19 protein-coding genes and 1 riboswitch are annotated in these 23,278 nt (G+C 45.4%); of the genes, 8 read left to right on the top strand and 11 right to left on the bottom strand.

Features of this window, described 5'->3' with window-relative positions; translation table 11 throughout:
- The first annotated feature begins 8 nt into the window (after nucleotides 1-8).
- Together serC and KA369_02830 are read left to right on the top strand one after the other, a co-directional pair.
- Nucleotides 9-1,091, top strand: a complete 1,083-nt coding sequence (serC, locus tag KA369_02835; protein ID MBP7734888.1) for a 3-phosphoserine/phosphohydroxythreonine transaminase — start codon at nucleotides 9-11, stop codon at nucleotides 1,089-1,091.
- Nucleotides 1,092-1,098: 7 nt separating this feature from the next.
- The gene (locus KA369_02830) at nucleotides 1,099-2,262 is read left to right on the top strand and encodes a 3-phosphoglycerate dehydrogenase (GenBank protein MBP7734887.1); all 1,164 of its coding nucleotides are present in this window, start codon (nucleotides 1,099-1,101) and stop codon (nucleotides 2,260-2,262) included.
- 93 nt (nucleotides 2,263-2,355) lie between these two features.
- On the opposite strand, the gene KA369_02825 is transcribed toward KA369_02830, so the two are convergent.
- The 3 genes from KA369_02825 to KA369_02815 all read right to left on the bottom strand — a co-directional run bounded on the left by KA369_02825 (nucleotide 2,356) and on the right by KA369_02815 (nucleotide 4,682).
- A complete protein-coding gene (locus KA369_02825; protein ID MBP7734886.1) occupies nucleotides 2,356-3,030 on the bottom strand; it encodes a hypothetical protein in 675 nt (224 codons plus the stop codon).
- A 127-nt stretch (nucleotides 3,031-3,157) separates the two neighbouring features.
- Nucleotides 3,158-4,204 carry a Holliday junction branch migration DNA helicase RuvB gene (ruvB, locus tag KA369_02820; protein MBP7734885.1) on the bottom strand — a complete coding sequence of 349 codons (1,047 nt, stop codon included), beginning with the start codon at nucleotides 4,202-4,204 and terminating at the stop codon, nucleotides 3,158-3,160.
- A gap of 4 nt (nucleotides 4,205-4,208) precedes the next feature.
- Nucleotides 4,209-4,682, bottom strand: a complete 474-nt coding sequence (locus KA369_02815) for a PTS sugar transporter subunit IIA (GenBank protein ID MBP7734884.1) — start codon at nucleotides 4,680-4,682, stop codon at nucleotides 4,209-4,211.
- Between the two features lie 278 nt (nucleotides 4,683-4,960).
- On the opposite strand from KA369_02815, the gene KA369_02810 reads away from it, so the two are divergent.
- Nucleotides 4,961-5,293 (top strand): STAS domain-containing protein, encoded by a 333-nt coding sequence (locus tag KA369_02810; GenBank protein MBP7734883.1) that lies wholly within the window; start codon nucleotides 4,961-4,963, stop codon nucleotides 5,291-5,293.
- A gap of 69 nt (nucleotides 5,294-5,362) precedes the next feature.
- Here KA369_02810 and KA369_02805 read toward each other — a convergent pair whose 3' ends face one another.
- The 3 genes from KA369_02805 to KA369_02795 are packed head-to-tail and all read right to left on the bottom strand — an operon-like array spanning nucleotide 5,363 to nucleotide 9,541.
- Complete coding sequence (locus KA369_02805; protein MBP7734882.1) at nucleotides 5,363-6,760, bottom strand: C69 family dipeptidase; 1,398 nt, start codon at nucleotides 6,758-6,760, stop codon at nucleotides 5,363-5,365.
- 24 nt (nucleotides 6,761-6,784) lie between these two features.
- Complete coding sequence (locus KA369_02800) at nucleotides 6,785-8,308, bottom strand: hypothetical protein (GenBank protein MBP7734881.1); 1,524 nt, start codon at nucleotides 8,306-8,308, stop codon at nucleotides 6,785-6,787.
- Between the two features lie 3 nt (nucleotides 8,309-8,311).
- Nucleotides 8,312-9,541, bottom strand: a complete 1,230-nt coding sequence (locus KA369_02795; GenBank protein ID MBP7734880.1) for an aspartate aminotransferase family protein — start codon at nucleotides 9,539-9,541, stop codon at nucleotides 8,312-8,314.
- A 312-nt stretch (nucleotides 9,542-9,853) separates the two neighbouring features.
- Between KA369_02795 and KA369_02790 the strand changes: the two genes are divergently transcribed.
- From KA369_02790 to KA369_02780, 3 genes are all read left to right on the top strand, one after another.
- Nucleotides 9,854-10,126: a YggU family protein gene (locus tag KA369_02790; protein ID MBP7734879.1), complete on the top strand. Its 273-nt coding sequence runs from the start codon at nucleotides 9,854-9,856 to the stop codon at nucleotides 10,124-10,126.
- Nucleotides 10,127-10,167: 41 nt separating this feature from the next.
- Nucleotides 10,168-11,019 carry a deoxyribonuclease IV gene (locus KA369_02785; GenBank protein MBP7734878.1) on the top strand — a complete coding sequence of 284 codons (852 nt, stop codon included), beginning with the start codon at nucleotides 10,168-10,170 and terminating at the stop codon, nucleotides 11,017-11,019.
- A 69-nt stretch (nucleotides 11,020-11,088) separates the two neighbouring features.
- Nucleotides 11,089-12,627 (top strand): NCS2 family permease, encoded by a 1,539-nt coding sequence (locus KA369_02780; GenBank protein MBP7734877.1) that lies wholly within the window; start codon nucleotides 11,089-11,091, stop codon nucleotides 12,625-12,627.
- 64 nt (nucleotides 12,628-12,691) lie between these two features.
- Here KA369_02780 and KA369_02775 read toward each other — a convergent pair whose 3' ends face one another.
- Nucleotides 12,692-13,873, bottom strand: a complete 1,182-nt coding sequence (locus KA369_02775; protein MBP7734876.1) for a CoA transferase — start codon at nucleotides 13,871-13,873, stop codon at nucleotides 12,692-12,694.
- Between the two features lie 226 nt (nucleotides 13,874-14,099).
- A complete protein-coding gene (locus KA369_02770) occupies nucleotides 14,100-16,133 on the bottom strand; it encodes a 4Fe-4S dicluster domain-containing protein (protein MBP7734875.1) in 2,034 nt (677 codons plus the stop codon).
- Nucleotides 16,134-16,489: 356 nt separating this feature from the next.
- A riboswitch (SAM riboswitch) is annotated at nucleotides 16,490-16,593 on the top strand.
- Nucleotides 16,594-16,703: 110 nt separating this feature from the next.
- Between KA369_02770 and KA369_02765 the strand changes: the two genes are divergently transcribed.
- Complete coding sequence (locus KA369_02765) at nucleotides 16,704-17,849, top strand: homoserine O-acetyltransferase (protein MBP7734874.1); 1,146 nt, start codon at nucleotides 16,704-16,706, stop codon at nucleotides 17,847-17,849.
- Nucleotides 17,849-18,481, top strand: coding sequence for a methionine biosynthesis protein MetW (metW, locus tag KA369_02760; protein MBP7734873.1), 633 nt, complete (start codon nucleotides 17,849-17,851; stop codon nucleotides 18,479-18,481). The genes KA369_02765 and metW overlap by 1 nt, the downstream gene beginning before the upstream one ends.
- Here metW and KA369_02755 read toward each other — a convergent pair.
- The 3 genes from KA369_02755 to KA369_02745 form a co-directional block, all read right to left on the bottom strand.
- Nucleotides 18,468-19,340: a patatin family protein gene (locus tag KA369_02755; protein ID MBP7734872.1), complete on the bottom strand. Its 873-nt coding sequence runs from the start codon at nucleotides 19,338-19,340 to the stop codon at nucleotides 18,468-18,470. The genes metW and KA369_02755 overlap by 14 nt on opposite strands.
- 37 nt (nucleotides 19,341-19,377) lie before the next feature.
- A complete protein-coding gene (locus tag KA369_02750) occupies nucleotides 19,378-21,279 on the bottom strand; it encodes a hypothetical protein (protein MBP7734871.1) in 1,902 nt (633 codons plus the stop codon).
- 155 nt (nucleotides 21,280-21,434) lie between these two features.
- Entirely contained in the window at nucleotides 21,435-23,021 is a 1,587-nt protein-coding gene (locus KA369_02745; GenBank protein ID MBP7734870.1) for a serine/threonine-protein phosphatase, read from the bottom strand.
- Between the last annotated feature and the right edge of the window lie 257 nt (nucleotides 23,022-23,278).

The following is a 23,278-nucleotide window of genomic DNA, read 5'->3' as shown; positions in this document are numbered from 1 at the left end:
AGCATACCATGGCACGAGTATACAATTTTTCAGCAGGTCCCGCAGTCCTTCCCGAAGCGGTTTTGCAAAAAGCCTCTAGCGAATTAGTGGAATATAAAGACACCGGCATGTCTGTCATGGAAATGAGCCACCGCTCAAAGGCCTATGACGACATCATTGCAGGCACCGAGTCCTTGCTGCGTGATCTCATGAACATTCCCAAAAACTATCATGTGCTTTTTCTCCAGGGAGGCGCTTCGACGCAATTCGCCATGATCCCGATGAACCTCCTTACCAAAAGCAAGAAAGTCGACATAGTCCATACTGGTACATGGACCCAGAGAGCAATAGATGAAATAAAGCGGTATGGCACCTGCAACATTATTGCTTCATCTGAGGATAAAAAATTTTCATATATTCCCAAACTGAATAAAACATCTTTTTCGGCCGATGCCGATTATTTTCACATCTGCACCAACAATACCATAGAGGGCACGCGTTTTACATCTTACCCGGATACTGGTTCCGTGCCGCTGGTTGCTGACATGTCTTCCAATATTTTATCCGAAGTTGTCGATGTTACTTTATTTGGAATAATCTTTGCCGGCGCACAGAAAAACATCGGTCCTGCCGGCCTTACCATTGTCATCATCCGCGACGATCTTATCGGCCATGCCATGGACATTACACCGACCATGATGAATTTCAAGACCCATGCCGATAGCAAATCCCTTTATAACACGCCTCCCACCTATGGAATCTATATGGCCAAGCTCGTGTTTGAATGGCTCAAGGACCTCGGCGGAGTACCGGAGATGCAAAAAATCAATGAGGAAAAAGCTTCTTTGTTATACGATTTCCTCGACAGCTCATCCATGTTCAAGAGTCCCATAACCAGGGAAGACCGGTCCCTGATGAATATTCCTTTCATAGCCACAACCAAGGAACTCGAAGCTCAATTCATCAAGGAAGCAAGAAACAACGGTCTCGTACAGTTGGAAGGTCACCGCTCCGTGGGAGGCATGAGGGCCAGTATCTACAACGCCATGCCTGTTGAAGGCGTTAAAACACTCGTAAATTTCATGAAGAAATTCGAATCCGCCAATAAGTAAAGGTCCTATGTTTAAAATTCATAAACTTGATAAAATATCCCCCGAGGGATTAAAGCGCTTTCCAGCTGATCTGTATGAACACGCCTCAGAGATGACCGATCCTGATGCTATAATGGTCAGGAGCGCCGACATGTTATCCATGGTGCTTCCCTCATCGCTTCTGGCCATCGCCAGGGCCGGAGCCGGGGTCAACAACATACCTGTTGATGCATGCTCACAAAGAGGAATTGTCGTTTTCAATACTCCCGGGGCCAACGCCAACGCGGTGAAGGAGCTGGTCATCCTTGGGATGCTCCTGTCGTCCAGAAAAGTATTCGATGGGATAGCCTGGACGAGGAGCCTGGCCGGCAAGGGTGAAGAAATACCCCAGCTGATTGAGCAGGGTAAATCGAATTTTGTCGGACCGGAAATCAAGGGCAAAAAGCTGGGCGTAATCGGGCTCGGCGCTGTGGGTCTTCTCGTCGCCAATGATTCGCTTTCTCTGGACATGGATGTGACGGGTTATGATCCCTATATTTCAATCGAGGCTGCCTGGAGGCTCTCCCGTTCAGTCAGAAGGGCCATAAGCCTCGATTCGCTGCTTTCGGATTCTGATTTTATCACCCTTCACGCGCCTCTTGATGAAACAACCAGGGGAATGATCAATCGCGAGAAATTCAATATCATGAAAAAGGGCGTGCGGATTCTGAATTTCGCCCGCGGCGGCCTGGTAAACAACAAGGATCTCAAGGAGGCTTTGAAAAATGGTACCGTTGCACGCTACGTAACTGATTTTCCCGATGAAGAGCTGATCAATCTGGATGGCGTCATACCGATTCCTCATCTCGGAGCATCCACGCCTGAATCCGAGGAAAACTGCGCTCGCATGGCAGCCGATCAATTGCGCGAATTTCTTGAAAAAGGGAACATCATCAATTCAGTGAACTACCCCGATTGTTCATTAATTCAAAAATCGCCGAAGCGCATATTGATCGCCAACAACAATATCCCGGCCATTATCGGCCATATAACCAGGACCCTGGCGGATAAAAAGATCAATATCGCCAACATGCTGAACATGAGCAAAGGCAAATACGCCTATAATATCATTGATGTCGACAGCGCCATTGATGATGCGGTCATCAAACAGATCAAAAACGTTAAAGATATTTTGATGGTGAGAGTAATCTGATCTGACGAATTCAAATCATAGCAGCATGAAAAAGCCCCCAGAATTGCTCATGGAGGCCTTTGTTATGATTCAATACGTTGATCGATAATAGAATTATCTATTTCTCTTCCCTTTTATCTCAAATAATTTTCTAAAGGCCGGTTTTCCTTCACTGTCAAAAACCAATACGGCAAGGTTATTGAAGAAATAATAATTTCTTCTGTATTTGCTGAGATGTGTTGTATATATCTGCAGTTTATCTACAAGGTGATACGGCTTTCCCGTTTTCGGATCAACCCCGGCTTTAGTATTCTTTGGAAACTTTACCAGCTTAACTATTTCCAGCCCGTTTTTGTCCTTTTTTACATTGCCCTTTTCATCGGTATCCTGATAGGTAAAATTTGAAATATCATCCGGATAGGTGACAAAGGTTCTTATTCGTTCGCGCTGCGGGATCGGTCTCTCCAAACTGGATTTTGTCTTTTCAACTTTTTCAAATGTGGCAATGGTGAACACATATACATCCATCGGATCATCGGTCAGGTTTTCCAGGGAAAATTCAACCTCGAGGATCTCCCCTTTTCCCCCCACATCGGTCCGTTTATTGAAGAAGAGGTTTTTAATTTCAAAATTATTGCTGTATTGCGCCTGCACAGGAATGTTTGTTAGAACATTCCCTTGATTTTTCGGGGTTTCCTCTTTCTTGGGGGCTTCCTCTTTTTTTGCATCCTGGGAAAACAGCATTGCCGGGACCAATAGTGCCAGCAGAACGATACTATACTTTTTCATAACAATCCCCATGAATATAAAATACTCTGCTATTATATCGGACTGGTTGGTTTAAATAATAAGCACTAATTGGCAGGCAAAATGCCATGGTGTCGCCATCATCAGGCAATTTGACGGAATCTCGACATTATTCATCACTTTCAAAAAGATTCTCCTGCCCGGCATCAACGCTCAAGCCGTTATAGGGGATTCCCATGTGCTGATAGGCCATTGGGGTGGCCACTCTGCCCCGGGGGGTCCTTTTCAGCAAGCCTACCTGCACAAGAAAAGGCTCATAATAATCTTCGAGAGTGTCAATTTCTTCCCCGATCGATATGGCTATGGTCTTTATGCCGACCGGCCCGCCGTTGTATTTCTGTATGATGGCCGAAAGAAATTTCCGGTCCATATCGTCAAGGCCCAGTTCGTCTATTTCAAGCTTTTTCAGGGCGAAGCGCGTAATGGCTAGATCTATTTTTTTCAGGCCCTCCACCGTGGCAAAATCCGAAACCCGTTTCAATATACGGTTCACGATGCGGGGTGTTCTCCGCGATCTCTTGGCTATCTCAAGGGCAGCTTCTTCATCTATATCGCAATGAATGATCGACGAAGACCTGAGGGCAATATCCCGCAATTCCTCGATAGAGTAATAATCGAGGCGCATGTTTATGCCGAAACGGTCGCGCAGCGCCGATGTGAGGAGCCCGGTTCTTGTCGTTGCGCCTATGAGGGTGAACGGTGCGAGGTTCAGCTTAATGCTGCGCGCGCCGATGCCCTGGCCGATGACTATGTCAAGGGACCGGTCTTCCAATGCCGGATAGAGTATTTCCTCGATAGCGGGAGACAGCCTGTGAATCTCGTCGATGAAGAGAACATCATGCTCCTCAAGACCCGTCAATATGGATGCGAGATCACCGGCCTTGTCTATGACCGGTGCGGAGGTTGCCTTCATGTTGACTCCGAGCTCCCTTGAAATAATGAAAGCCAGAGTCGTCTTCCCAAGCCCCGGCGGCCCAGCCAGAAGAACATGGTCGAGGGGAACATTCCTCATTTTGGCGGACCGTATGAAAATCTTAAGATTTTCAGTGTTCTTTTTCTGGCCTATGAATTCCTCAAACCGGGAGGGCCTCAGCGTCCGTTCATGCTCCTCCTCTTTCAGGATGCCATCAGAACATGTCAATCGTTCATCGTCCATCATGTTACTGCTTTTTGATGTTTTCAAAATCTTTAATTGTTTTAATGACGCTTTCGGGATTTTTTAATGTTATCAAGGTGCTGCGAAGAGTTTCATTGCTCATGAGCTTGGCGATATTTGCCAGGGTTTTGATGTGCTGAGTGAGCTTGCTTTTGGGCACAAGAAGAAGAATAACGATTTTTACCGGCTGATTATCGATGGAATCAAAATCGACGCCCTGCGGAACGATGGCGACTATATATACTATGTCCTGCACTCGCGTCGTAGTGCAATGAGGGATGGCAACGCCATTGCCGATTCCCGTGCTCATCGATTTTTCTCTTTCGACGAGCGATTTTGTCAATTCATCACAATCACAGGAATCAAGTTCCTTGTTCTTGACGGCAAGATCCACCATTTCTGAAAGCAAGTCCCACCGAGTGGTCGATTTCGGCCTTAACAGTATATTGCTTTTTTTAAGATTATCTGAAAATTCCATGAATAACATTGACCCAAGGAAACATTGCATTCCAGGCAAAAAATACAAAAAATTGTGATATTGTTAATCGCTTAAATTTAATTTGAATCTTATATATTAATCACGATATTTTAGTCAAGCTTATAATGTTTAGCTCTTTATCACGCCTATGGCATGCGATATCTCATTATCCTGATTATTCTATTTTAAATATTCCCCTATACGTGAATAAAAAATTTGTTGACTTTTTGTTTTTATATTAATTAAACTATTATCAGCAATAATAGCTGGAGATACCTATGATCGAAGTAACTGATAAAGGCGAAAACCTATTTGTCATCAAAATAGTGATGAAAGAAGTTCATACCCTTGATGTTCCTGATTTAAAAGAAAAACTACAGGAAACGATAATTGAGAAGGGAATTAAAAAGCTAGTTGTGGATCTAAGCGATGTTAAAATGATAACAAGCTCGGGTATCGGAATTTTCCTGAATATAAATCAAAGTTTGAAATCTCAATTGCGTCTTGCTGCTGCGAATGAGGAAGTAAAGAAAGTTCTTGATCTGACGAAAGTGACCTCGGTTATTAAATTATTCCCGAGTATCAATGAGGCTTTTTCAAGCTTTAAATAGACCTGCTGTAATGGTTTCAACACCCATTTTTTGACTTATCCGCACCAGAGGATGATATCGATAGAGACATCACTCTCTTTCCGAGAAGATAAATCCAGCTTTTGAATTAATGCTATTCCATTGAGTGGCAAACCACCGGGAAACTTCCTTTTTGTTTGCATAAATAGGAGATTCTTTCTTAATAATTTCTGAAATGTCATTATTCAACTTTAATAATTCTTCAGCATAACCATTGCAGATTTTCGAGAAATCCTTACTGCTGCTGGTATTCCATTTCTTTTCTACAGAACTTATAATACGGCTTTCAATCTCATTCCTCCTTGATTGAATTAACGGCATCAGGGAAGAATAGTTCATCAGTACATGGCGATGTATTACCTCACCGGTCCACCAGAGAGTTGATTCGTCAAAAGATGACGATGCTGAGCCATATATGTCAAATCCCCCGAAAGGCGATGGACGGGATTGACACCCAAAATGCATTTTTTTTTGATTTTTCTCAATCGTATGGGGCTTGAATATGCCCATACATGGAGCCGATGTCCCGGTAAAATATACCAGAGGGGGCCGTCCCTTTTTCAAAACCGCCACCATGGACCCCACCGTCTGCGACGAAATGAGCCCACCGGCATGCAAACATATCCCTTGCATAGGTCTTTTCCCGGGTTGATACGGCTCTATCATGTTATGACTCCTGAGAACTTTCATCATATCGCTGCTGGTAATTGAGCCCTTCTTCGAAGCCAGCATGTCAAAACTGCAGGACTTTCTCACTTTTCCCCGAGCAAAGTAAGTGTATAGTCTATCACTGAAAATTTCCTTGAAATTAAAAAGCTGCCCATGATTTGTCACGTTCCGATTATTGTGCCCCGCGCCAACATTGTATGATGTTCTGTCAAAATCACTTTCTATGGTAAGGCAGTTGGATATTGAGGCGACATCTGTAACTTTTTTGTAAACCCATTGTGTTCCCGCGGATTCAAAAACGTAAGCTTCCATAGGATCAGCAACGATAAATGAATTGTGATAATACTTGGTCCCACCCATTGTATGAACGCCGCCCTGACCATATCTATCAAGCAAATCAATAATGACATCAATGGCTCCCTTCGCGTTTCGAGATCTTTCCAGCGCCAGCCGTAACATGTCCATGCCCAGCAGGGCGTCATTTTTTTTGTGATATTTCTCTTTAGTAAACACAGCTTCATTGCCGATGGCAACGCCATACTCGTTCACACCCATTTCAGCGCCATACATCCAGAACGGTCTTGAGAGAAGGGCAGCGCAGGTATGTTTTACCTGCGGGATAGTGATATAGGTGCACTGCACCCTGGCTCCACCAGGATGATCCATGGCAGGAATGAATGTAATATTCTGAGCCTCGTTCGGCTCCCTGTCCGAGTTCTTTCCCACTATCATTGCTTTATCAGCCGATGAAACCGGCGTGGACACCATGGTGTCGCACATAGGCACCTCCGATTATGCGCTGCATTATCGTTCTATTGCTTCAGGGATCCTAAACATGTATTGTTTTCTCAAGATTTTCTCAGTCACAAAGCGATCGATCTTTCGGGAGGCCTGATAGAATCTCCAGATGAACGCATCATTGGAATAATACGCATCAATCTCCTTCCTGTTTATATCCTTAACGACAACCCCCGCGTTCTTGAAAAATGAATTTGTTGATTGGATAAAACTATCGATAAGATCCGCCCTTTTTTCCTTGTAGAGATTTGCGATAATATCGATGACCACCGATCGAAGATCATAATACCTGTCGAGGACCTGCTGCAAAAAAAAGGCACGAATAAACGGTCGAAGAAATGAAGCTGCGCTCTTTATAAAAATCTCGGTGTTTACCTGTTCTATTCCCCGTATCCGAATCATGGGAGAGCTTGTGTCAATGTATGTCACCGTATCACTATCAGCAATACCATGCAATGAGCCGGTTTGCGAGACCAGCACCCAGTTTGAAAATTGGGCATCTATACCTATGTTTATCTCTGTATTTTTTTTGTTAAACACATGGACATCTACCAGTTTTTTCAGCACTTTTTCCAACAAATGAACGGCATTCACTTCATCTAATCTTCTGATCAGCGCATTACCAATGCATTTCTCATCGACCCGCTCCTGGCCTGCATAGACCAGAAAATATGTATTATGCTTAAAATACCGAGCTGTTTGTTCAGGAACAGCAATGCCTAGATCTTCTATTAAAATATGCCTGTACATTTCATACAGTCGCATGTAACGATCAACCTCGCTCATCGTCGGAAACGGCGGCATTTTTTTCCATATCCATCTCGATTCACTGTCAATAATATCGCTGCGAAGATGGTTTTTTTTATTTAAACGCATAACGGTCGAAATTTCACCATAACCGACAACGGTCACTTCGGCGTTCTCGCGATACAGTGTAAAAAAATCAGCTGCAAATTTTTTATAGCATTGAATATCATTTTTCAAATTACCTGCAACGTCATCGATCCTTTCAATAAAATGCCTCAAATTATCAAGATCGTTTTCCGTCAGTCCCACCAAAGATATATCGGTGCCGATAAATTTCTTCATTGTGGGGATGTATCGTTGAAAGTATGGTATTTGTCTTCGGGCGAGTTCAACCAGAGAGTCTATTCCTTCCATTAGTATTGACATCAAGTTTTTTCGGGCAGTTTCACTGGCTATATGCAGATTCAAAAACTCATTGATTTCACCCCAGTCAATGTTAACGAGTGCCATGTCGCAGTTCAGCATATATTCAGCCATATCGCTATCGCCGAATAAACCCATTAAAATTTCTATGCTGTTCTGAGTTAATTCCGGATCTTTGAGAAAATTAAGATTCCCCTTTTTTGTCCATAGGTCCTGAAAATTATCCCGGAGAGATTGTATTTCTTTGCTTTTCGATGCATACTGGATATAGCGCAGCCTTTTTTTCTTGAATGCATAGGCCAGGTCGATATTCTTCAGTAATTCTATAAGATGATCGCCCTTATTATCATTCCTCTTCATCGCCTAGAGACCTCCCATTTTGGCAAATGCATGATCCATGCGTTTCAGAACCTCCTCCCCATCCTTCTTTGTAATAGTCAGCACCGGCATGAATTGAAGAACCTTCGGATCATTTCCGGAGTAAACCAGATATATCCCTTGATCAAATAATAGCTTCATCATCAACAAGGCTGTTCCTTCATCCTTGAATTCCAGGCCCATCATGAGTCCCATTCCCCTGATTCTGAGCTTCAATGAAGGATATTTTATCGATAATCCCTTCAGACCTTCATTGAAAAATTCCGCCATTCTGGACACATGATTGAGGAAGGCCTTACGCCTGCTAATGCGGATTACCTCCATGGCGGCGCAGCACCCTATTTCGCTTCCTCCGAATGTTGAAATATGGACAAATGGATCCGTGCGAAGAAATCCGGCATATTTCTCCTGATACACTGTGGCGCTGATAGGGTATAGACCTCCGCTCATACCCTTCCCCAGAGTAACGATATCCGGCACCACCTTAAAATGCTCAAACCCCCACATGGTTCCGGTTCTCCCAAAGCCGGTTTGGATTTCATCCAGAATGAGCAGCGCCCCGCAGACATCGCACAGTGATCTCACCCGGCTATAGAATTTCTTGTCCGGAACGACTATGCCTAATGTTGCGGGAATTGTTTCGAATATTACTGCCGCGGTTTTATCCGACAGCGCTTTTTCAATACTCTCCACATCATTGAACGGAACCTGTTGGAATCCTGGAGTAGTTGGCCCGAATTTGTCTCTGAATTTACCGTCTCCGGCAGCCATGGCCAGGCCCGTGTGGCCATGATATCCTCCCTGTGCCGAAATAATGTCGGGCCTGCCTGTTACGCCTCGGGCAAATTTTATTGCGAAATCGACAGCCTCACCGCCGCTCACCCCGTACACGACCTGGTTCAATCCCTTCGGCATAATCGACGAAATCAATTTTCCCAGGAGAGCCTTCGGTTCGCTTATGAGATGATGATTACCTATATCATAGGTTTTCATTGCCCGCTCTATGACGCGAATTATTTCAGGATTGCGATGGCCGAGGTTGAAAACACCGCCGTTGCTGTGGCAATTGATATATTGCTTGCCGTCAATATCATACAGGAAAGGCCCGATTCTTTTCCCCGGGATAAGCACCATATCATATTTTGTATAGATATCCGCTTTCCCCGGTGAAACATGGTTGGCATATAGTTTGGTGATTTGTTTCTTTGTGCTCATTATTCAATCCATGAAGCCATACAATGAGATTCACAACGGTACTGTATCATTAACAATCAAAACCTTAAAGTTATAATAACACTGATATCCAAAATTTTCAATTACTAATTTTTAATTCAAGCTGGCTGATCCGAAAAACAGTTTTATTAATACTTTATTAATTGTTAGTAAAAACTCTTCCAGAAAACTCTCACTTTATATTTTCTTTCAAAAATTGCCCTCAATCAAATCTTTGATATTGAGTTTCAGAGATTTGACTCGTTATGATAAAAATAACTTGCATAATAATCAAAAAAATATAGCACAAAACCTATGAATGAAAAAGTAGTGTTTGATATTGCCGTATCCCCCAAATCCTCCCGGAGCATAATAACCCTCGGTCCCGGCAATTCCATTAAAGTATTTCTCAATGCCCCCCCTGTCGATGGAAAAGCCAATTCAGAGCTTGTTTCTCTTTTTTCGAAAAAATTGAAGATTCCCAAATCAAACATAACAATTGTTTCAGGCCAAAAAGGCAAAAAAAAGCGAATCGCCATTGAAGGACTGTCACGAGAAGCCATACTGGAAAAATTATCAAATCCATGACATTGAAAAAAACTGACGTACTTTTTATAATATAAGCGGGAATAAGAATGAGAAAAATCGGCGTACACCTATCTATATCTGGTGGCCTTCACAAGGCCCTCATCAAAGCTGATGAGTTGAACATCGGGGCAGTGCAGTTATTTTTAAAAAATTCCAATCGCTGGGAAGCAAAGCCCTACAATGCCGATGATATTGATACTTTTATCAGCATATGGAAAAATCTTCCGGGCCTTGCGGTCTTTGCACATTCCGGCTATCTGATCAACCTTGCCGGGACCGGCGATGTCCTTGCTAAATCATTAACGGCTCTTGCTGACGAACTCAATCGAGCGCACCAGATGCATATCAACTATCTGGTTCTTCATCCCGGGAGCCACGGCGGCAGGGGACTCGAATCCGGCATAGATGCTGTCGCAAAAAGTCTGGATTCTGTTTTCAAGGCCAATAAAAATACCGGCATCCTGCTTGAAACAACCGCCGGTCAGGGATCCTCCATCGGCCATCGATTTGAGCATCTCCGCGAAATTATCGATAAAACATCCTATCCCGACAGGCTCGGCATTTGCCTGGATACCTGCCATATTTTTGCAGCTGGCTATGATATATCAAAAAAAGAAACATACAGGGCCGTTCTTTCCGATTTTGATGCCATCATAGGACTGAAAAAGCTTAAATTGATTCATATCAATGATTCAAAAAAAGGATGCGGCTCCATGGTGGATCGCCATGAGCATATTGGAAAGGGATGCATCGGTATCGAAGGATTCCGCTTGTTGCTAAATGACGCGATGCTTAAAAACATTCCCATGATACTTGAAACCCCGAAATTCAACGATGATGAAGCTGATAAAAATAATTTAAAAGTATTGAAGCGACTAATAATAAAACAATAGAATCCAATGCTTCACCCACAATAATTGAACTTGGATGACAGGAAAATAATATAAGATAAGGAATCTGCGATGATTGAAAAAAGCGCCATCGGATATCCCATTTTTGTTAAAAGTGACCTTGACGGTTTTATCGGCCTCTTCATTGACAACCTTGTCAATCTCCTCATCATTACCGGCCTGTGCCTTTCCATTGGGATGCCGGCATCGCTGGTCTTCGGCAGAATGCTTCCGGGCACGGCAACCGCCGTTCTTGCCGGAAATATTTTTTATTCCTGGCAGGCCCATCGCCTGGCAAAACGGGAAGGGCGTTCAGATGTCACTGCGCTTCCCTATGGGATAAATACCGTAAGCCTTTTCGCCTTTTTCACGCTCATTATCGCACCGGTCTTCATCCAGACAAAAAACGCCGATTTTGCCTGGAAGGTCGGGGTCATAAGCTGTTTCATCAGCGGATTCTTTGAAGGCATCGGCGCTTTTGTCGGAGACAAATTGAGAAAAATCACTCCCCGTGCCGCTCTTCTTTCAACCTTGGCGGGTATCGCCATTTCATTCATCGCCCTGGATCAGACCATCAAGATATGGGACAAGCCACTGATCGCCTTTATCCCTCTGGCCCTGATCATGGCTGAATACTTTTCACACGTCAAGCTTCCGTTCCGCATACCCGCTGGTTTTTACGCCCTTATTGTTGGATCTGCCATTGCCTGGTCCACCGGGGCCATGGACGGGGCCAAGCTCTGTCAATCCACAAAAGAAGTATCACTATATCTTCCCGGTTTTTTTCTTTTCGAAATTCTCTACGGCATTAGCATACAGGATATTCTTCCATATCTTTCAATTTCAATACCCATGGGTGTTATGGCTTTTTTTGGTACATTGCAGAATATCGAATCCGCCTCGGCTGCCGGCGACACTTACCCCGCCATGCCGACTCTGTTGATGAATGGAATAGGCACCATAATCGGGTCCTTTTTCGGCTCGCCTTTTCCGACCACGGTATATATAGGCCACCCCGGGTGGAAAGGCCTTGGCGCCCGGTCCGGATATTCCATCATCAATGGCGCAGTCATGACCATAATCTGTTTCACCGGTCTCATGAGTGTAATTGTCTCAGCCGTGCCCCTTGAAGCGGGTTTTCCCATCCTGCTCTGGATTGGCGTAATTATCACAGCCCAGGCTTTCCAGACCACTCCGTCGAATCATGCGCCGGCAGTGGCCCTGGGACTCATGCCCTCCATTGCCGCCTGGGGCTTGTCATTACTCCGACAGTTCATCAACATTGAAGGCAACCATACGACCCGGCAGATAAATGAAATCATATCGCAGAAGCTGCCACATTTGAAAGGAATTCTGGTTTTTTCCGAAGGTGCGCTGTTTTCCGCAATGTTTCTTTCTGCCGTGGCTGTTTATCTAATTGAAAAAGATTTTTTAAGGGCATTTTTCTGGACGCTGCCCCTGATCCTTTTCTCGTATGTCGGTCTGATTCATTCACATGAAATTGGATTCGGCCTTGCGGGAGACATTACGCTGGGATATATTCTTTTCGCGTTAATACTCATCTCAATTTATATGTATAACAAATATTATTTATCGCGACGGAATAAGTAGCATGATCAATTTTTGGTTGTTTTCAATAAAAAAAGCGGGGCTTTCGCCCCGCCAATGGCGCAATTTATTTTACTACTCCGGATGCTTTAAGCTTTTCAATCTCATCCGCTGATTTTTTAAGTAATTCAGTGAGCATCCACGTCGTATGCTGTCCGTGCTCCGGAGCTGCACCCCGTACCTTTGTTTCGCTGTTTTTTGTTTTTATCGCCGGCCCGTATATGACCACATTTCCACGGCCCGGCTGCTCCAATTCTACGGGGATCCCCCGTGCCACCGTATGGGGATGCTCCACAACATCTTTTACATTGAGAATGGGAGAGGCGGGAACCTCGAACTTAATCAATACTTCCATCAATTCATCGGTCGTCTTATCCCCGACCCATTCCTGAATGATCTTCTTCAATTCAGGTTCATTTGCATTGCGGACAAACAGGTTTTTAAAACGCTCATCGGTTTTGAGCTCCGGCTTTCCCATTGCGTCGCACAGCTTGTGGAATGTTGAATCCCCGGCGCTGCATATCATGAAGTAGCCGTTTTTGGCATGGAATGTATCAAAGGGACTGACATAGGGATACCGATTTCCGGTTCTTTTAGGAACATTTTTTGTAACAGTATAATCGGTCCAGACCCCTGCCAGAAGATTGATAGCCGTTTCATACATCGACAGATCGATGTATTCGCCTTCGCCGCATTTCTCCCTCGCGAAGAGGGCAGCGCATATGGCAAAGCCGGCGTGCATTGCCGTAGCGAGGTCAATGATAATGGGACCGGCCTTTACCGGAGGTCCATCGGGAAAACCGGTAACATCCATAATCCCTGAACAGGCCTGTATGATGGAATCATAGGCCGGGCGTTTCGATAGCGGACCGAATTGGCCGTACCCGGACAATGACAGCATAATTAGCCTAGGATTAATTTTTTTCAATGACTCGTAATCTATTCCGAGCTTGGCCATAACGCCTGGCTTATAATTTTCAACCAGAACGTCGGCAGTTGCCACCAGTTCCTTGAATACCTGCACTCCCTCGGGTTTCTTCATGTCGATGACAACGCTCTTCTTAGCCCTGTTCATGACAATAAAAGGAGCTGAAAAACCATTAACATAAGGCGGGAACAGGCGTGCATCATCACCAATACCGGGTTTTTCAACTTTGATGACTTCCGCTCCCATGTCGGTGAGCAATGCCGTCGTTGCCGGCCCGGCGATATTGGCGGTAAAGTCAATAATTCGTATACCTTCAAGCATAGACCTCATATATAACCTCCAAAAAATACCGTACAAAAAAAAACCAACCAGATGGTTAGATTTGGTTGATTATCCAACCAATCAAAAATAATTGCATATTGCAAGTGTTTTTTTCTGAAAATCGAAATTTTTTTAATTCTAATTATGAATGGCTGAATAATAAAAAAGGGGCTTTTCCTTAATAAGAAAAGCCCCTTTGAAAATATCTAGAAGTTAGATTGGTTTTTTACTTTTCCATAGCGTTAAATACGTATTCGGCTATGTCAAAATTTTGCATATTCTGAATATCCAACTCGGTGATACCATCGGAAAGCATGGTCATGCAGAACGGGCAGGCAGTGCAGACCTTCGTCGCGCCAGTTGACTGGGCATCCTTGGTCCTGAACTGGTTTATCCGTGTCCCCAGGTGCTCTTCGATGAACATACGCGCGCCTCCGGCGCCGCAGCAGAAGCTGGTCCGGTGATTTCTGCTCATTTCCACGAAATTCACTCCCGGTATCGCCTTGAGTATTTCCCTTGGTGCCTCGTAGATCTCATTGTACCGGCCCAGGAAGCAGGAATCATGATAGGTGATGGTTTCGTTGAGAGCATTCACCAGCTTTATCTTCCCGCTCTTGATCAAGTCATTGATAATCTCGGTATGATGATATACCTCATAATTTGCCTCAAGGGGGCCGCCCTCGGCGTTTTTGCCCACTTTTGCGAATTTCTTGTATTCTTTCTTTATGACATTGTAATCATGCGGACAGGTGCAAACGATCTTCTTCACGCCATAGGCCTTGAAGTTTTCAAGGTTCTGGGTTGCCAGCGCGTGGAAGAGATACTCGTTGCCGCCTCTCAATGCCGCGTCGCCGGAATCTGCTTCTTCTGCCCCGAGAATTCCGACTTTAACTCCAGCTTTTTTCATGATATTCAGGAACGCTATGGCGACCTTTTGATTCCGCTTGTCGTAGGAAGCGGGAGAGCCGACAAAGTAGAGGTATTCGACTTCGGCGTCTTCCGCCATTGTCTTGACGCCGAGGTCAGCAGGGAGCCACGCTCCCCTTTCGCCGAAAGCAAAACCATAGGGATTGAAATTGTTCTCAAGGTTCATAAAGGTTGTCTGCAATTCCGGAGCCATGTCGCCTTCCATGAGAACTTTATACCGACGCATATCGATCATCTTCTGTATGTGCTCGATATTGACAGGGCAGGCTTCCTGGCAGGCGGAGCAGTTGGTACAGGACCAGAATTCGTCTGACTGAACGGCACCGTCTATAAGCGGAGTTGTTTCGACAGTGGAGGGATCTTCAGCAAGTTTCAGCTTGGGAATCCGCTCTTCCATATTGGCCTTGATGTCGTTGACCAGCTTTTTCGGCGATAGTGGCTTCTCGGTGAGCCACGCCGGGCAGTTGTCCTGGCAGCGGCCGCACCGGGTGCAGGCGTCGCTGTCCATAAGCTGTTTCCAGGTGTAATCTTCAACCTTGGAGACCCCGAAACTTTCGGCGACTTCGAACACGGCCGGGTCTATGATGGCCAGACCATACTTGGTCTGGGAATTCTCATTATTGATATTACCGTAGTATACGTTCAGCGATGAAATCACGATATGTCCCAGCTTGTCGGAACCGGCAAGACCTATAAACACAAAGGCTCCCAGCATATGGATCCACCAGCTGAACTGGTGCATGACCCTGAGAGTAGAATCGCTGAATATCGAGAAGAAAAATGCCAGGACATAGCCGAAGGGCGACCAGACTTCCCAGGCCGGGAAATCAGACATCGCAATACGCATTGCTTCGCTGGTGAATCCTGTTATGACGATTATAAGGATAAGAACCAGCGCAAAGGTGTCAATCGGTTTGGTGTCTAGCCTGGTCGGCTTGGTGATATACCGGCGATAGATGCCCATGCAGACTCCGATGAATACTACCGCACCGGCCAGATCCGCGGCTAATGACCAGAAGAGGTAAAAATTGCCCGTTATAAAGCGCATATGGAAGAACAACTCGAAGAAGTCGTCCTGGGCCATAATGATCAACGTCACTATGAACAGAGCGGCAAAACCGAAGAACAATGATGCGTGCATAATGCCGGCGAAGGACTCACGCAGGATTTTGGCCTGTAATATTACATATTTAATGACTGCCAGTATTCTTTTTTCCGGGTAGTCGGTACGCAACTCAGGTTGTCCTTTTCTCCAGATAAGAACCCGCTGAACAACACTATAAACAAGGTAGAAGAAGGCGATGAACATGAAGATGTATATTCCCCACCTCATAAATCCATGCGGTCCGCCGATGTTGAAGAAAGATTCTCTCGAAATTTCTTCCAACGGGACGCCATACGATCCAGCAAACTTCATACAAATCCCTCCTGGTTTAAATATAAAGACGGTTTGTTATCTGAATTGTCCGATTTGTATAAATAAATTTCAATTGTCTACCTTTATCTTTTTCATAATAATTAATGTCAACAAAAATTATCGGATGACCATTCAAATCACCAAATCAAGGGAATACTCAAATACACCCCGGGATCAGTAACAGAACATTCCCGTCTATTAATACAATATTTTTACTTATTACAATTTTTTATTATTGACATCACAATTTAATGCCACTAAAAGCATTGTTTATCTTATCGAGAGTGGTCGAGGGACTGGCCCTGTGAAGCCACGGCAACCGTTCAGCAATGAAAGAGGTGCCAATTCCAGCGGAGATGAATCCGGAAGATGAGATGGTAGAGTTCACAACCGCTATCTCATATCGCGGTTTTTTTTATCTCATGCCGCTGATACCCCAACCGCTTTTTATATGACCGACATTAATTACGTTCATTAATATGAGCCATGGATAATAATGATACATCCAGCCGATCAGTGGGAATTGTTGAAACAAAATACTTCTCTTGTGAGCGGTTCACCTTCAGGTCTGGCAGAATATTGAGTCCTGTTATTCTGGCCTATGAAACATACGGCACCCTCAACGATAAAAAGAACAATGCCATCCTCATCACCCACGCCCTGTCCGGCAGCGCCCATGCCGCCGGTTTTCACGGCGAGCAGGACAAGCACCCGGGCTGGTGGGACCTGTACATTGGGCCGGGGAAGCCCTTCGATACCGATAAATACTTCATCATATGCTCCAATGTCATAGGCGGCTGCAGCGGGTCTACCGGTCCCTCGTCTATCAATCCAGATACAGGCAAGCCCTTCGGCCTAGACTTCCCCATGGTCACTATCCACGACATGGTGAACAGCCAGTGGCACCTTATCAGGCATCTCGGAATAGAAAAACTTCTGTCCATTGCGGGCGGATCAATGGGGGGGATGCAATCCCTCAAGTGGGCCATCATGTATCCGGATATGGTCAACTCGGTCATTTCCATAGCCACGTCCGCGTCACTTTCAGCGCAGGGGATAGCCCTGAACGAAGTGGGCCGTCAGGCTATCATGAATGATCCCAACTGGAACGGCGGCAACTACTATGACACGAAGGGACCAGACGCGGGCCTCTCCCTGGCGCGTATGATCGGCCACATCACCTACTTGAGCGAAAAGCATATGCATGAAAAATTCGGCCGGCAGTACAAAGATGATGACCCGGCCATAACGAAATTCGACAACGTCTTCATGGTCGAGTCATACCTTCATTACCAGGGGACCAAGTTCGTGGATCGCTTTGACGCCAACTCGTATCTGTATATAACGAAAGCCATCGATTATTTCGACCTTAAAAAAGATTACGGATCCCTTCATAACGCCTTCTCCTCGGTAGGCTCCAATTTTCTGATCATAAGCTTCACCTCGGACTGGCTCTACCCGAGCACACAGTCAAAGGAAATCGTGCAGGCCCTCCGCGCCAACGGTAAAAATGTAATGTATACGGACATTGAGACCGATATGGGCCATGATACCTTTCTTATCGATTACGAGCCGCTGAAAAGGAATATAACGAATTTTTTAAAAAGGGAATTTGAACGGGTGAACGACTGATGAGCCTTCTTGATCATATTGCCTACGATCTTATCATTGATGAAGTCGCGCCTCATTCGAAAGTGCTAGATCTTGGCTGCGGCGACGGGATTCTTCTGCAGAGGCTGCAGGAGCTCAAGGAGGCCGTGCCCTACGGCGTTGAGATATCGGAAGACGGTGTATGCCAGTGCGTGGAAAAGGGGCTGTACTGCTATCAGGGGGACATAGACGAGGGCCTTGCGGATTACAAAGATAATTCCTTCGATTACGTTATACTGAACCAGACCCTGCAGATCACAAAAAGGCCGTCGTACGTTCTCAATGAGATGATGCGCATCAGCAAGAACGCCATTGTGAGCTTTCCCAATTTCGGCTATTATAAAACCAGGTTACAACTGCTGCTGAAGGGAATCATGCCGAAAAACATGCTTCTTCCTTACGAATGGTATGAGACGCCCAATATTCACTTGTTGACAATTCGGGATTTTCAGATTTTCTGCATTATGCACGGATATCCCATAAAAAAAGAAAATCACTTTTCAGTGACTACCTCCGTCACATCACACAGGGTCGGGGCCTTTCCCAATCTTTGTGCACAGTATGGGTTTTTCGTGCTGGATGGCGAGCGTTATACCCGGCCTAACACCCAATGACCTGTTCCCACCGGAATACAAATTCTTCCCCGATTTTTCTCCCTGTTTTGTAATCAGCCAGCAATGATCCTATGTCCTGTGTTGTCCTGCCGGTGCGCAACTGCGTCTCCGGCGCGATCTGTATTATGGTGGCATCGTTCGGCGGGTTTAGAATAAAATCGACACAGCGGGAATAGGTTTCGGCCTGTGCTTTCACAGCATCCGAAAGCTTCGGCCATGCTCTTGTGGCAAAGGAAGAGATATAGTTCTCGATTCCTTTTTTCTTCCTAAAATGCGCCGGCCTCGTCCGTATCACCGTTATTATTCGTGCCCCCCTCCGGTACGCTTCCATAGCCGGTATCGGATCGGTGACTCCGCCGTCAACATAATGGGTTGAATCAATTTCAACGATCCCCCGGTACAGGAGGGGAACCGCGCTCGATGCCTTCAGGCATTCATTGCAATTACGCTCATTTGTTCTCATGTATACCGGAATCCCAAGATTCGCATTCGTTCCAACGACTACGTACTCTTTTCCCTTATGCTTGAAAATTTCTTCCAAGGAAAGAGGTTCCTGATCATCGATGAGATCCCAGAGGTAATCCAGGTCCATCAGGTGGCCGCCCTGCAAGAATTTCCTCAGGCTGATAAAGCCGGGCCTGGTCATCAACTGCGTATAGATGCGAAAATTCCTCTCATGCTGCCCGGCCAGGTGGGATGCCAGGTTGCAGGCGCCGGCTGACACGCCGACATAAAGGCCAAAAGGATCAAATTTCTTTTCCAGGAAAACATCAAGAACGCCGGCGGGAAAAATACCGCGCATTCCCCCTCCCTCGACCACAAGTGCGCATTTTAACGTTGTATTCTTTTTTACGGTCATGGAATTACCTCATTGCAAAATCTGCCGACCGCCATTGCTATGACGATTCACCGGAATTCTTGTGAACCATCATTGACGAGTAGGCTTCCTTCAATTCATCCAGGGAGTGCACGATTCTGCACTCCGGAATGGCCTTTAAAAAAAGCTTCCCGTATGACTTGCTGGCGATGCGTGGGTCCAGGACAGCGACAATGCCCCGGTCGCTGCTACTCCGTATGAGTCTGCCGAAACCCTGTTTGAATCGTATTACCGCTTCCGGCACCTGGAGGGCTGAAAAGGGATTTTTGCCGAGCAGCTTCAATCGTTCCATCCTGGCCTCCATCGGCGGAGAATCCGGCACCGCAAAGGGGAGCTTCATAACGATCACCCCCCGGACCAGGTCGCCGGGCAGATCGATCCCCTGCCAGAAGGAATTAGACCCCATGAGAACGGAATTGGTGTCATTAACGTACCGGTCGAAGGCCTCCGTCGGTTTCATCGTATCCTGTGAATAAATGGGATATCTGATGATGCCGCTCAGGATGCTTCTAACCTCCCTCATCATTTTATACGACGTGAAGAGCATAAGGCAGTTGCCCTGGAGATGATTGATGATTTCCGCAGCATTGACCGATGCCTGCTCGTTAAACACACTGTTTCCCGGATCCGGGATATCCTTCTCGATGTAAAGCAATACCTGGTTCTTGTAGTCAAAGGATGACGGCAGGGAGAGACCCCGATAATTCTCAATGCCCAGACGGCCGGCGCAATATGAGAAATCACCTCCTATCGAAAGGGTTGCCGATATGAAGATGGACGAATCGTAGCAGGACAGGACCTCCCGCTGGAATAATTCCGATATGTCCACCGGCTGACCCCTCAGAAAGAGATCGCCCAGGGCCGCTTCCGGTTCCTTTTCAATCCAGTAAACATAATTCTCACTTTTCTTATAGACAAACGACGAAAGGCTCTCCAGGTAGGTGAAGAGTTTTCCCCGCGCTATATCAAAGTCGAGGCGCTGGGGGTGATCTTCATCAAATGATTTTTCCGAATCGGCCAGGATCATCATTATTTCCTGCAGTCTTTCAACCAGTACATTGCCCGACGGCTGGACTTCACGGATCCTGACATAGCCCTTTTCCGCAGGCACCACTGATCGTATGGCCTCAAAAAAGGTTGATATCTCCGGCCTGATCGTTGCCGCACAATCGCTCAGCTTTTTCCTTGCTCCATCATTGTTTAGCCCCCTGATCACATTCCCTTTCTTGTCTTCGCGGAACAGATCGATGATTTCCATGATCTCCTCGTATCCGAGGTTGAACCCCAGTTGGGAAGCAGCAATCTCTTCCAGGGAATGAGCCTCGTCGAACACCGCGATCTCGCACTGTGGAAGATAGGTTTTACCTGAGGAAATGTTGGTAAAGAAAAGGTAATGGTTCATGACCAGGAGATTTGACTGGTTCCATTCTTTTCGCGCCCTCTGGTATGGGCACACGGGCGCGAAAAGACACTTGTATGAATAACAGGAATCGCCTTCACGATTTATCTCATTCCATAGGTGACCCGGCAGAGTGAGATCGAAAAAAGTGAAGATTTTCTTACTGTCGAATAAATCGTGGACCTTCTCAAGTTTTCTCAAATCACCCGGATGGAACCTCCCGGCTTTCAATGCTGCCTCAAAGCGGTTCCGGCATGGATAGTTAGAACTGCCCAGGCAGAGAGAATAGGAAAAGTCCATATTGAAGAATCTTCGAACGACTTCCTGCACGATGGGGAGGTCCTTTTCGACAAGCTGTTTTTGCAGCGCCTTAGTTTCGGTTGACACCGCGATTTTTTTATCATGCTCCACCGCATGGAGGACCAATGGAAGGAGATAGGCCAGTGTTTTACCCGTGCCGGTTCCCGCTTCTATGATTCCGTTTTCGCAATTGATGAGGCGTTCTAAAATAAACTCAGCCATATGGAGTTGTTCGCATCTGTATTCATATGACGGTATCATTGTAGAAAGGAAGCCGTGCTCATTAAAGATCTCATTCATGATGATGGTGTGATATGCTGTTCTTCGAAGGATTTTCCCATCCGGGGCACCGATTACGGGACCTGATGACGATTCATTTATGCACCTATGATCTCAATACTGATCAATGTAATATCATCCCTGAGCTGGAGATTTTCCTTTATGCCGATATAATCCCGCAATCTCTTAATAAGGACGTCGTCGATTATGCTGACGGATAAATGCTTGTTCTGATCAACAATATCAGCGATATCCTGTTCTGTCAATCCTTCGTCACGGTCATTGAATTGTTCAAACAAACCGTCTGTAAAGAGAATAACCTTGTCATGGAGATGTATTTCTCTTTCAACAAATTCATACTCGGTATCGCGCTTGATCCCGATCAATTTTCCCGTATGCTTTATAAGCTCAATGCTATTATTGGACACGATAATCTGGTTAGGATGGCCAGCTGACGCATAGCGCAGTTTGTTATTTTTCGTATCAATATCGACGATGACACAGGAAAAAAAAGCATTTAATGAAATGTAGAGGTCGGTGAAAGATTTATTAAGCCATTCCAGAAGCTCCCGGGTATCTTCTATCGTTTTGACTTTTTCATATTCGCTTTTTATTATCATGGTTATGAGCGCCGCCTGGATGCCATGACCGATGGCATCGGCGAGGAAAAACCTGCTGTATCCCGGCGACATCTGGAAAACGTCATAAATATCCCCGCCGATATCCGCCATGGGGTAATAATGAACGATGAGTTTCAATCCCTCGAAGGAATCAAAATTCTCCGGCATGATCCTCTTCTGGATTCTTTTAGCCAGTGTCAGGTCAGCCTGGATCTGGCTGTAGGCCTTGTTCAGATTGTCGTAGGCATTGCTTAATTCCTCGGTGCGCTCCTTGATTTTTGTTTCCAAATCTGTCCTGATTTCATTTATTTCCACAGCCGCGCGATTATAGTTTTCTGAAAATATGGAAAACTCCTTGTCGGAAAAGGGAGGAAAAAACATGCCGCTTCCCCCTGAGGCAAGCTTTTTCGTAGATCGGTTGATAGTCTCCAGAGATATCCTGAGAATATTGAGCATCAGGGAGAGCAGGAGGCCTGCGGTGATGAGGCTCAATGTGATGAAACCGATTATGACCAGGATCGATTTTTCACTTCGCCGTATTAATATCGTCAGGTTCATCATGGAGAAGAGGACCACCATCAGCATGAATATCGCTTTATATTTAAAGCTCAGCAATACCCTCTGTTTTATCTTGAGTGACCGCTCAAAAAGCATCTGTTCCAGCCTCATCTTGTACGGCCCTGAAAAATATTCCGTCAGGAGAAAGGTGCAGTAACTGATGATGACCGATGAAAATATTCCGCCCAGCAGAATGAAGACAACCCTGTCAAAATCCCCGCTGTAATGATAAATGAGGCCAATAAGAGAAAGTACAACGAGAGTAGTGTAGAATATGCCGGTAAAAAAATTGTTCCTGGGAAGAGCTAATATAGCTGAATACACCTCTTTAATTTCTCTGCTGCTGATATCCTTGAAATTAACGAATATATGTTTTTTATCAAAGTACTTATTGATAAGCCGCACCGTCTTGGAAAACCCCGGGAATCCCCACCGGTAGAGCATACCGTAATGACTGAGATGGAACATGACCGCGATGCCGGTGCAGGTAATCAGGGCGACGATCATATACAGCATCTCATCCCTTTGAAAATTGACCGTGGCATGGACAAAAAAGAAGCCATAAAATGATGTGACCCAGGACCATGTTGTTGTAAACAATGCTATGGTAAAACCAAAGGAGGTTCTGTCATATATGTAGATGAATAATCTCGCTATCATGCTGCTTCAACAAGAGGTGTTTTGCAATTATTGAACAGGTTTACAGGGCATGTCAATGATGTTTTCCGATTAATAAAAATAAAAACCCTCCCGGCAATGACCGG

The sequence above is a fragment of the Spirochaetota bacterium genome (genome assembly GCA_017999915.1).
Taxonomy (GTDB): domain Bacteria; phylum Spirochaetota; class UBA4802; order UBA4802; family UBA5550; genus RBG-16-49-21.
This window is presented reverse-complemented; position numbering and strand designations above follow the sequence as displayed.

Excerpts from the sequence above, each read along its gene's own strand:
- serC (MBP7734888.1), top strand. The coding sequence starts at position 9 with ATGGCACGAGTATACAATTTTTCAGCAGGTCCCGCAGTCCTTCCCGAA.
- KA369_02830 (MBP7734887.1), top strand. The coding sequence starts at position 1,099 with ATGTTTAAAATTCATAAACTTGATAAAATATCCCCCGAGGGATTAAAG.
- KA369_02825 (MBP7734886.1), bottom strand. The coding sequence starts at position 3,030 with ATGAAAAAGTATAGTATCGTTCTGCTGGCACTATTGGTCCCGGCAATG.
- ruvB (MBP7734885.1), bottom strand. The coding sequence starts at position 4,204 with ATGGACGATGAACGATTGACATGTTCTGATGGCATCCTGAAAGAGGAG.
- KA369_02815 (MBP7734884.1), bottom strand. The coding sequence starts at position 4,682 with ATGGAATTTTCAGATAATCTTAAAAAAAGCAATATACTGTTAAGGCCG.
- KA369_02810 (MBP7734883.1), top strand. The coding sequence starts at position 4,961 with ATGATCGAAGTAACTGATAAAGGCGAAAACCTATTTGTCATCAAAATA.
- KA369_02805 (MBP7734882.1), bottom strand. The coding sequence starts at position 6,760 with ATGTGCGACACCATGGTGTCCACGCCGGTTTCATCGGCTGATAAAGCA.
- KA369_02800 (MBP7734881.1), bottom strand. The coding sequence starts at position 8,308 with ATGAAGAGGAATGATAATAAGGGCGATCATCTTATAGAATTACTGAAG.
- KA369_02795 (MBP7734880.1), bottom strand. The coding sequence starts at position 9,541 with ATGAGCACAAAGAAACAAATCACCAAACTATATGCCAACCATGTTTCA.
- KA369_02790 (MBP7734879.1), top strand. The coding sequence starts at position 9,854 with ATGAATGAAAAAGTAGTGTTTGATATTGCCGTATCCCCCAAATCCTCC.
- KA369_02780 (MBP7734877.1), top strand. The coding sequence starts at position 11,089 with ATGATTGAAAAAAGCGCCATCGGATATCCCATTTTTGTTAAAAGTGAC.
- KA369_02775 (MBP7734876.1), bottom strand. The coding sequence starts at position 13,873 with ATGCTTGAAGGTATACGAATTATTGACTTTACCGCCAATATCGCCGGG.
- KA369_02770 (MBP7734875.1), bottom strand. The coding sequence starts at position 16,133 with ATGAGGTGGGGAATATACATCTTCATGTTCATCGCCTTCTTCTACCTT.
- KA369_02765 (MBP7734874.1), top strand. The coding sequence starts at position 16,704 with ATGGATAATAATGATACATCCAGCCGATCAGTGGGAATTGTTGAAACA.
- metW (MBP7734873.1), top strand. The coding sequence starts at position 17,849 with ATGAGCCTTCTTGATCATATTGCCTACGATCTTATCATTGATGAAGTC.
- KA369_02755 (MBP7734872.1), bottom strand. The coding sequence starts at position 19,340 with ATGACCGTAAAAAAGAATACAACGTTAAAATGCGCACTTGTGGTCGAG.
- KA369_02750 (MBP7734871.1), bottom strand. The coding sequence starts at position 21,279 with ATGGCTGAGTTTATTTTAGAACGCCTCATCAATTGCGAAAACGGAATC.
- KA369_02745 (MBP7734870.1), bottom strand. The coding sequence starts at position 23,021 with ATGATCGTCGCCCTGATTACCTGCACCGGCATCGCGGTCATGTTCCAT.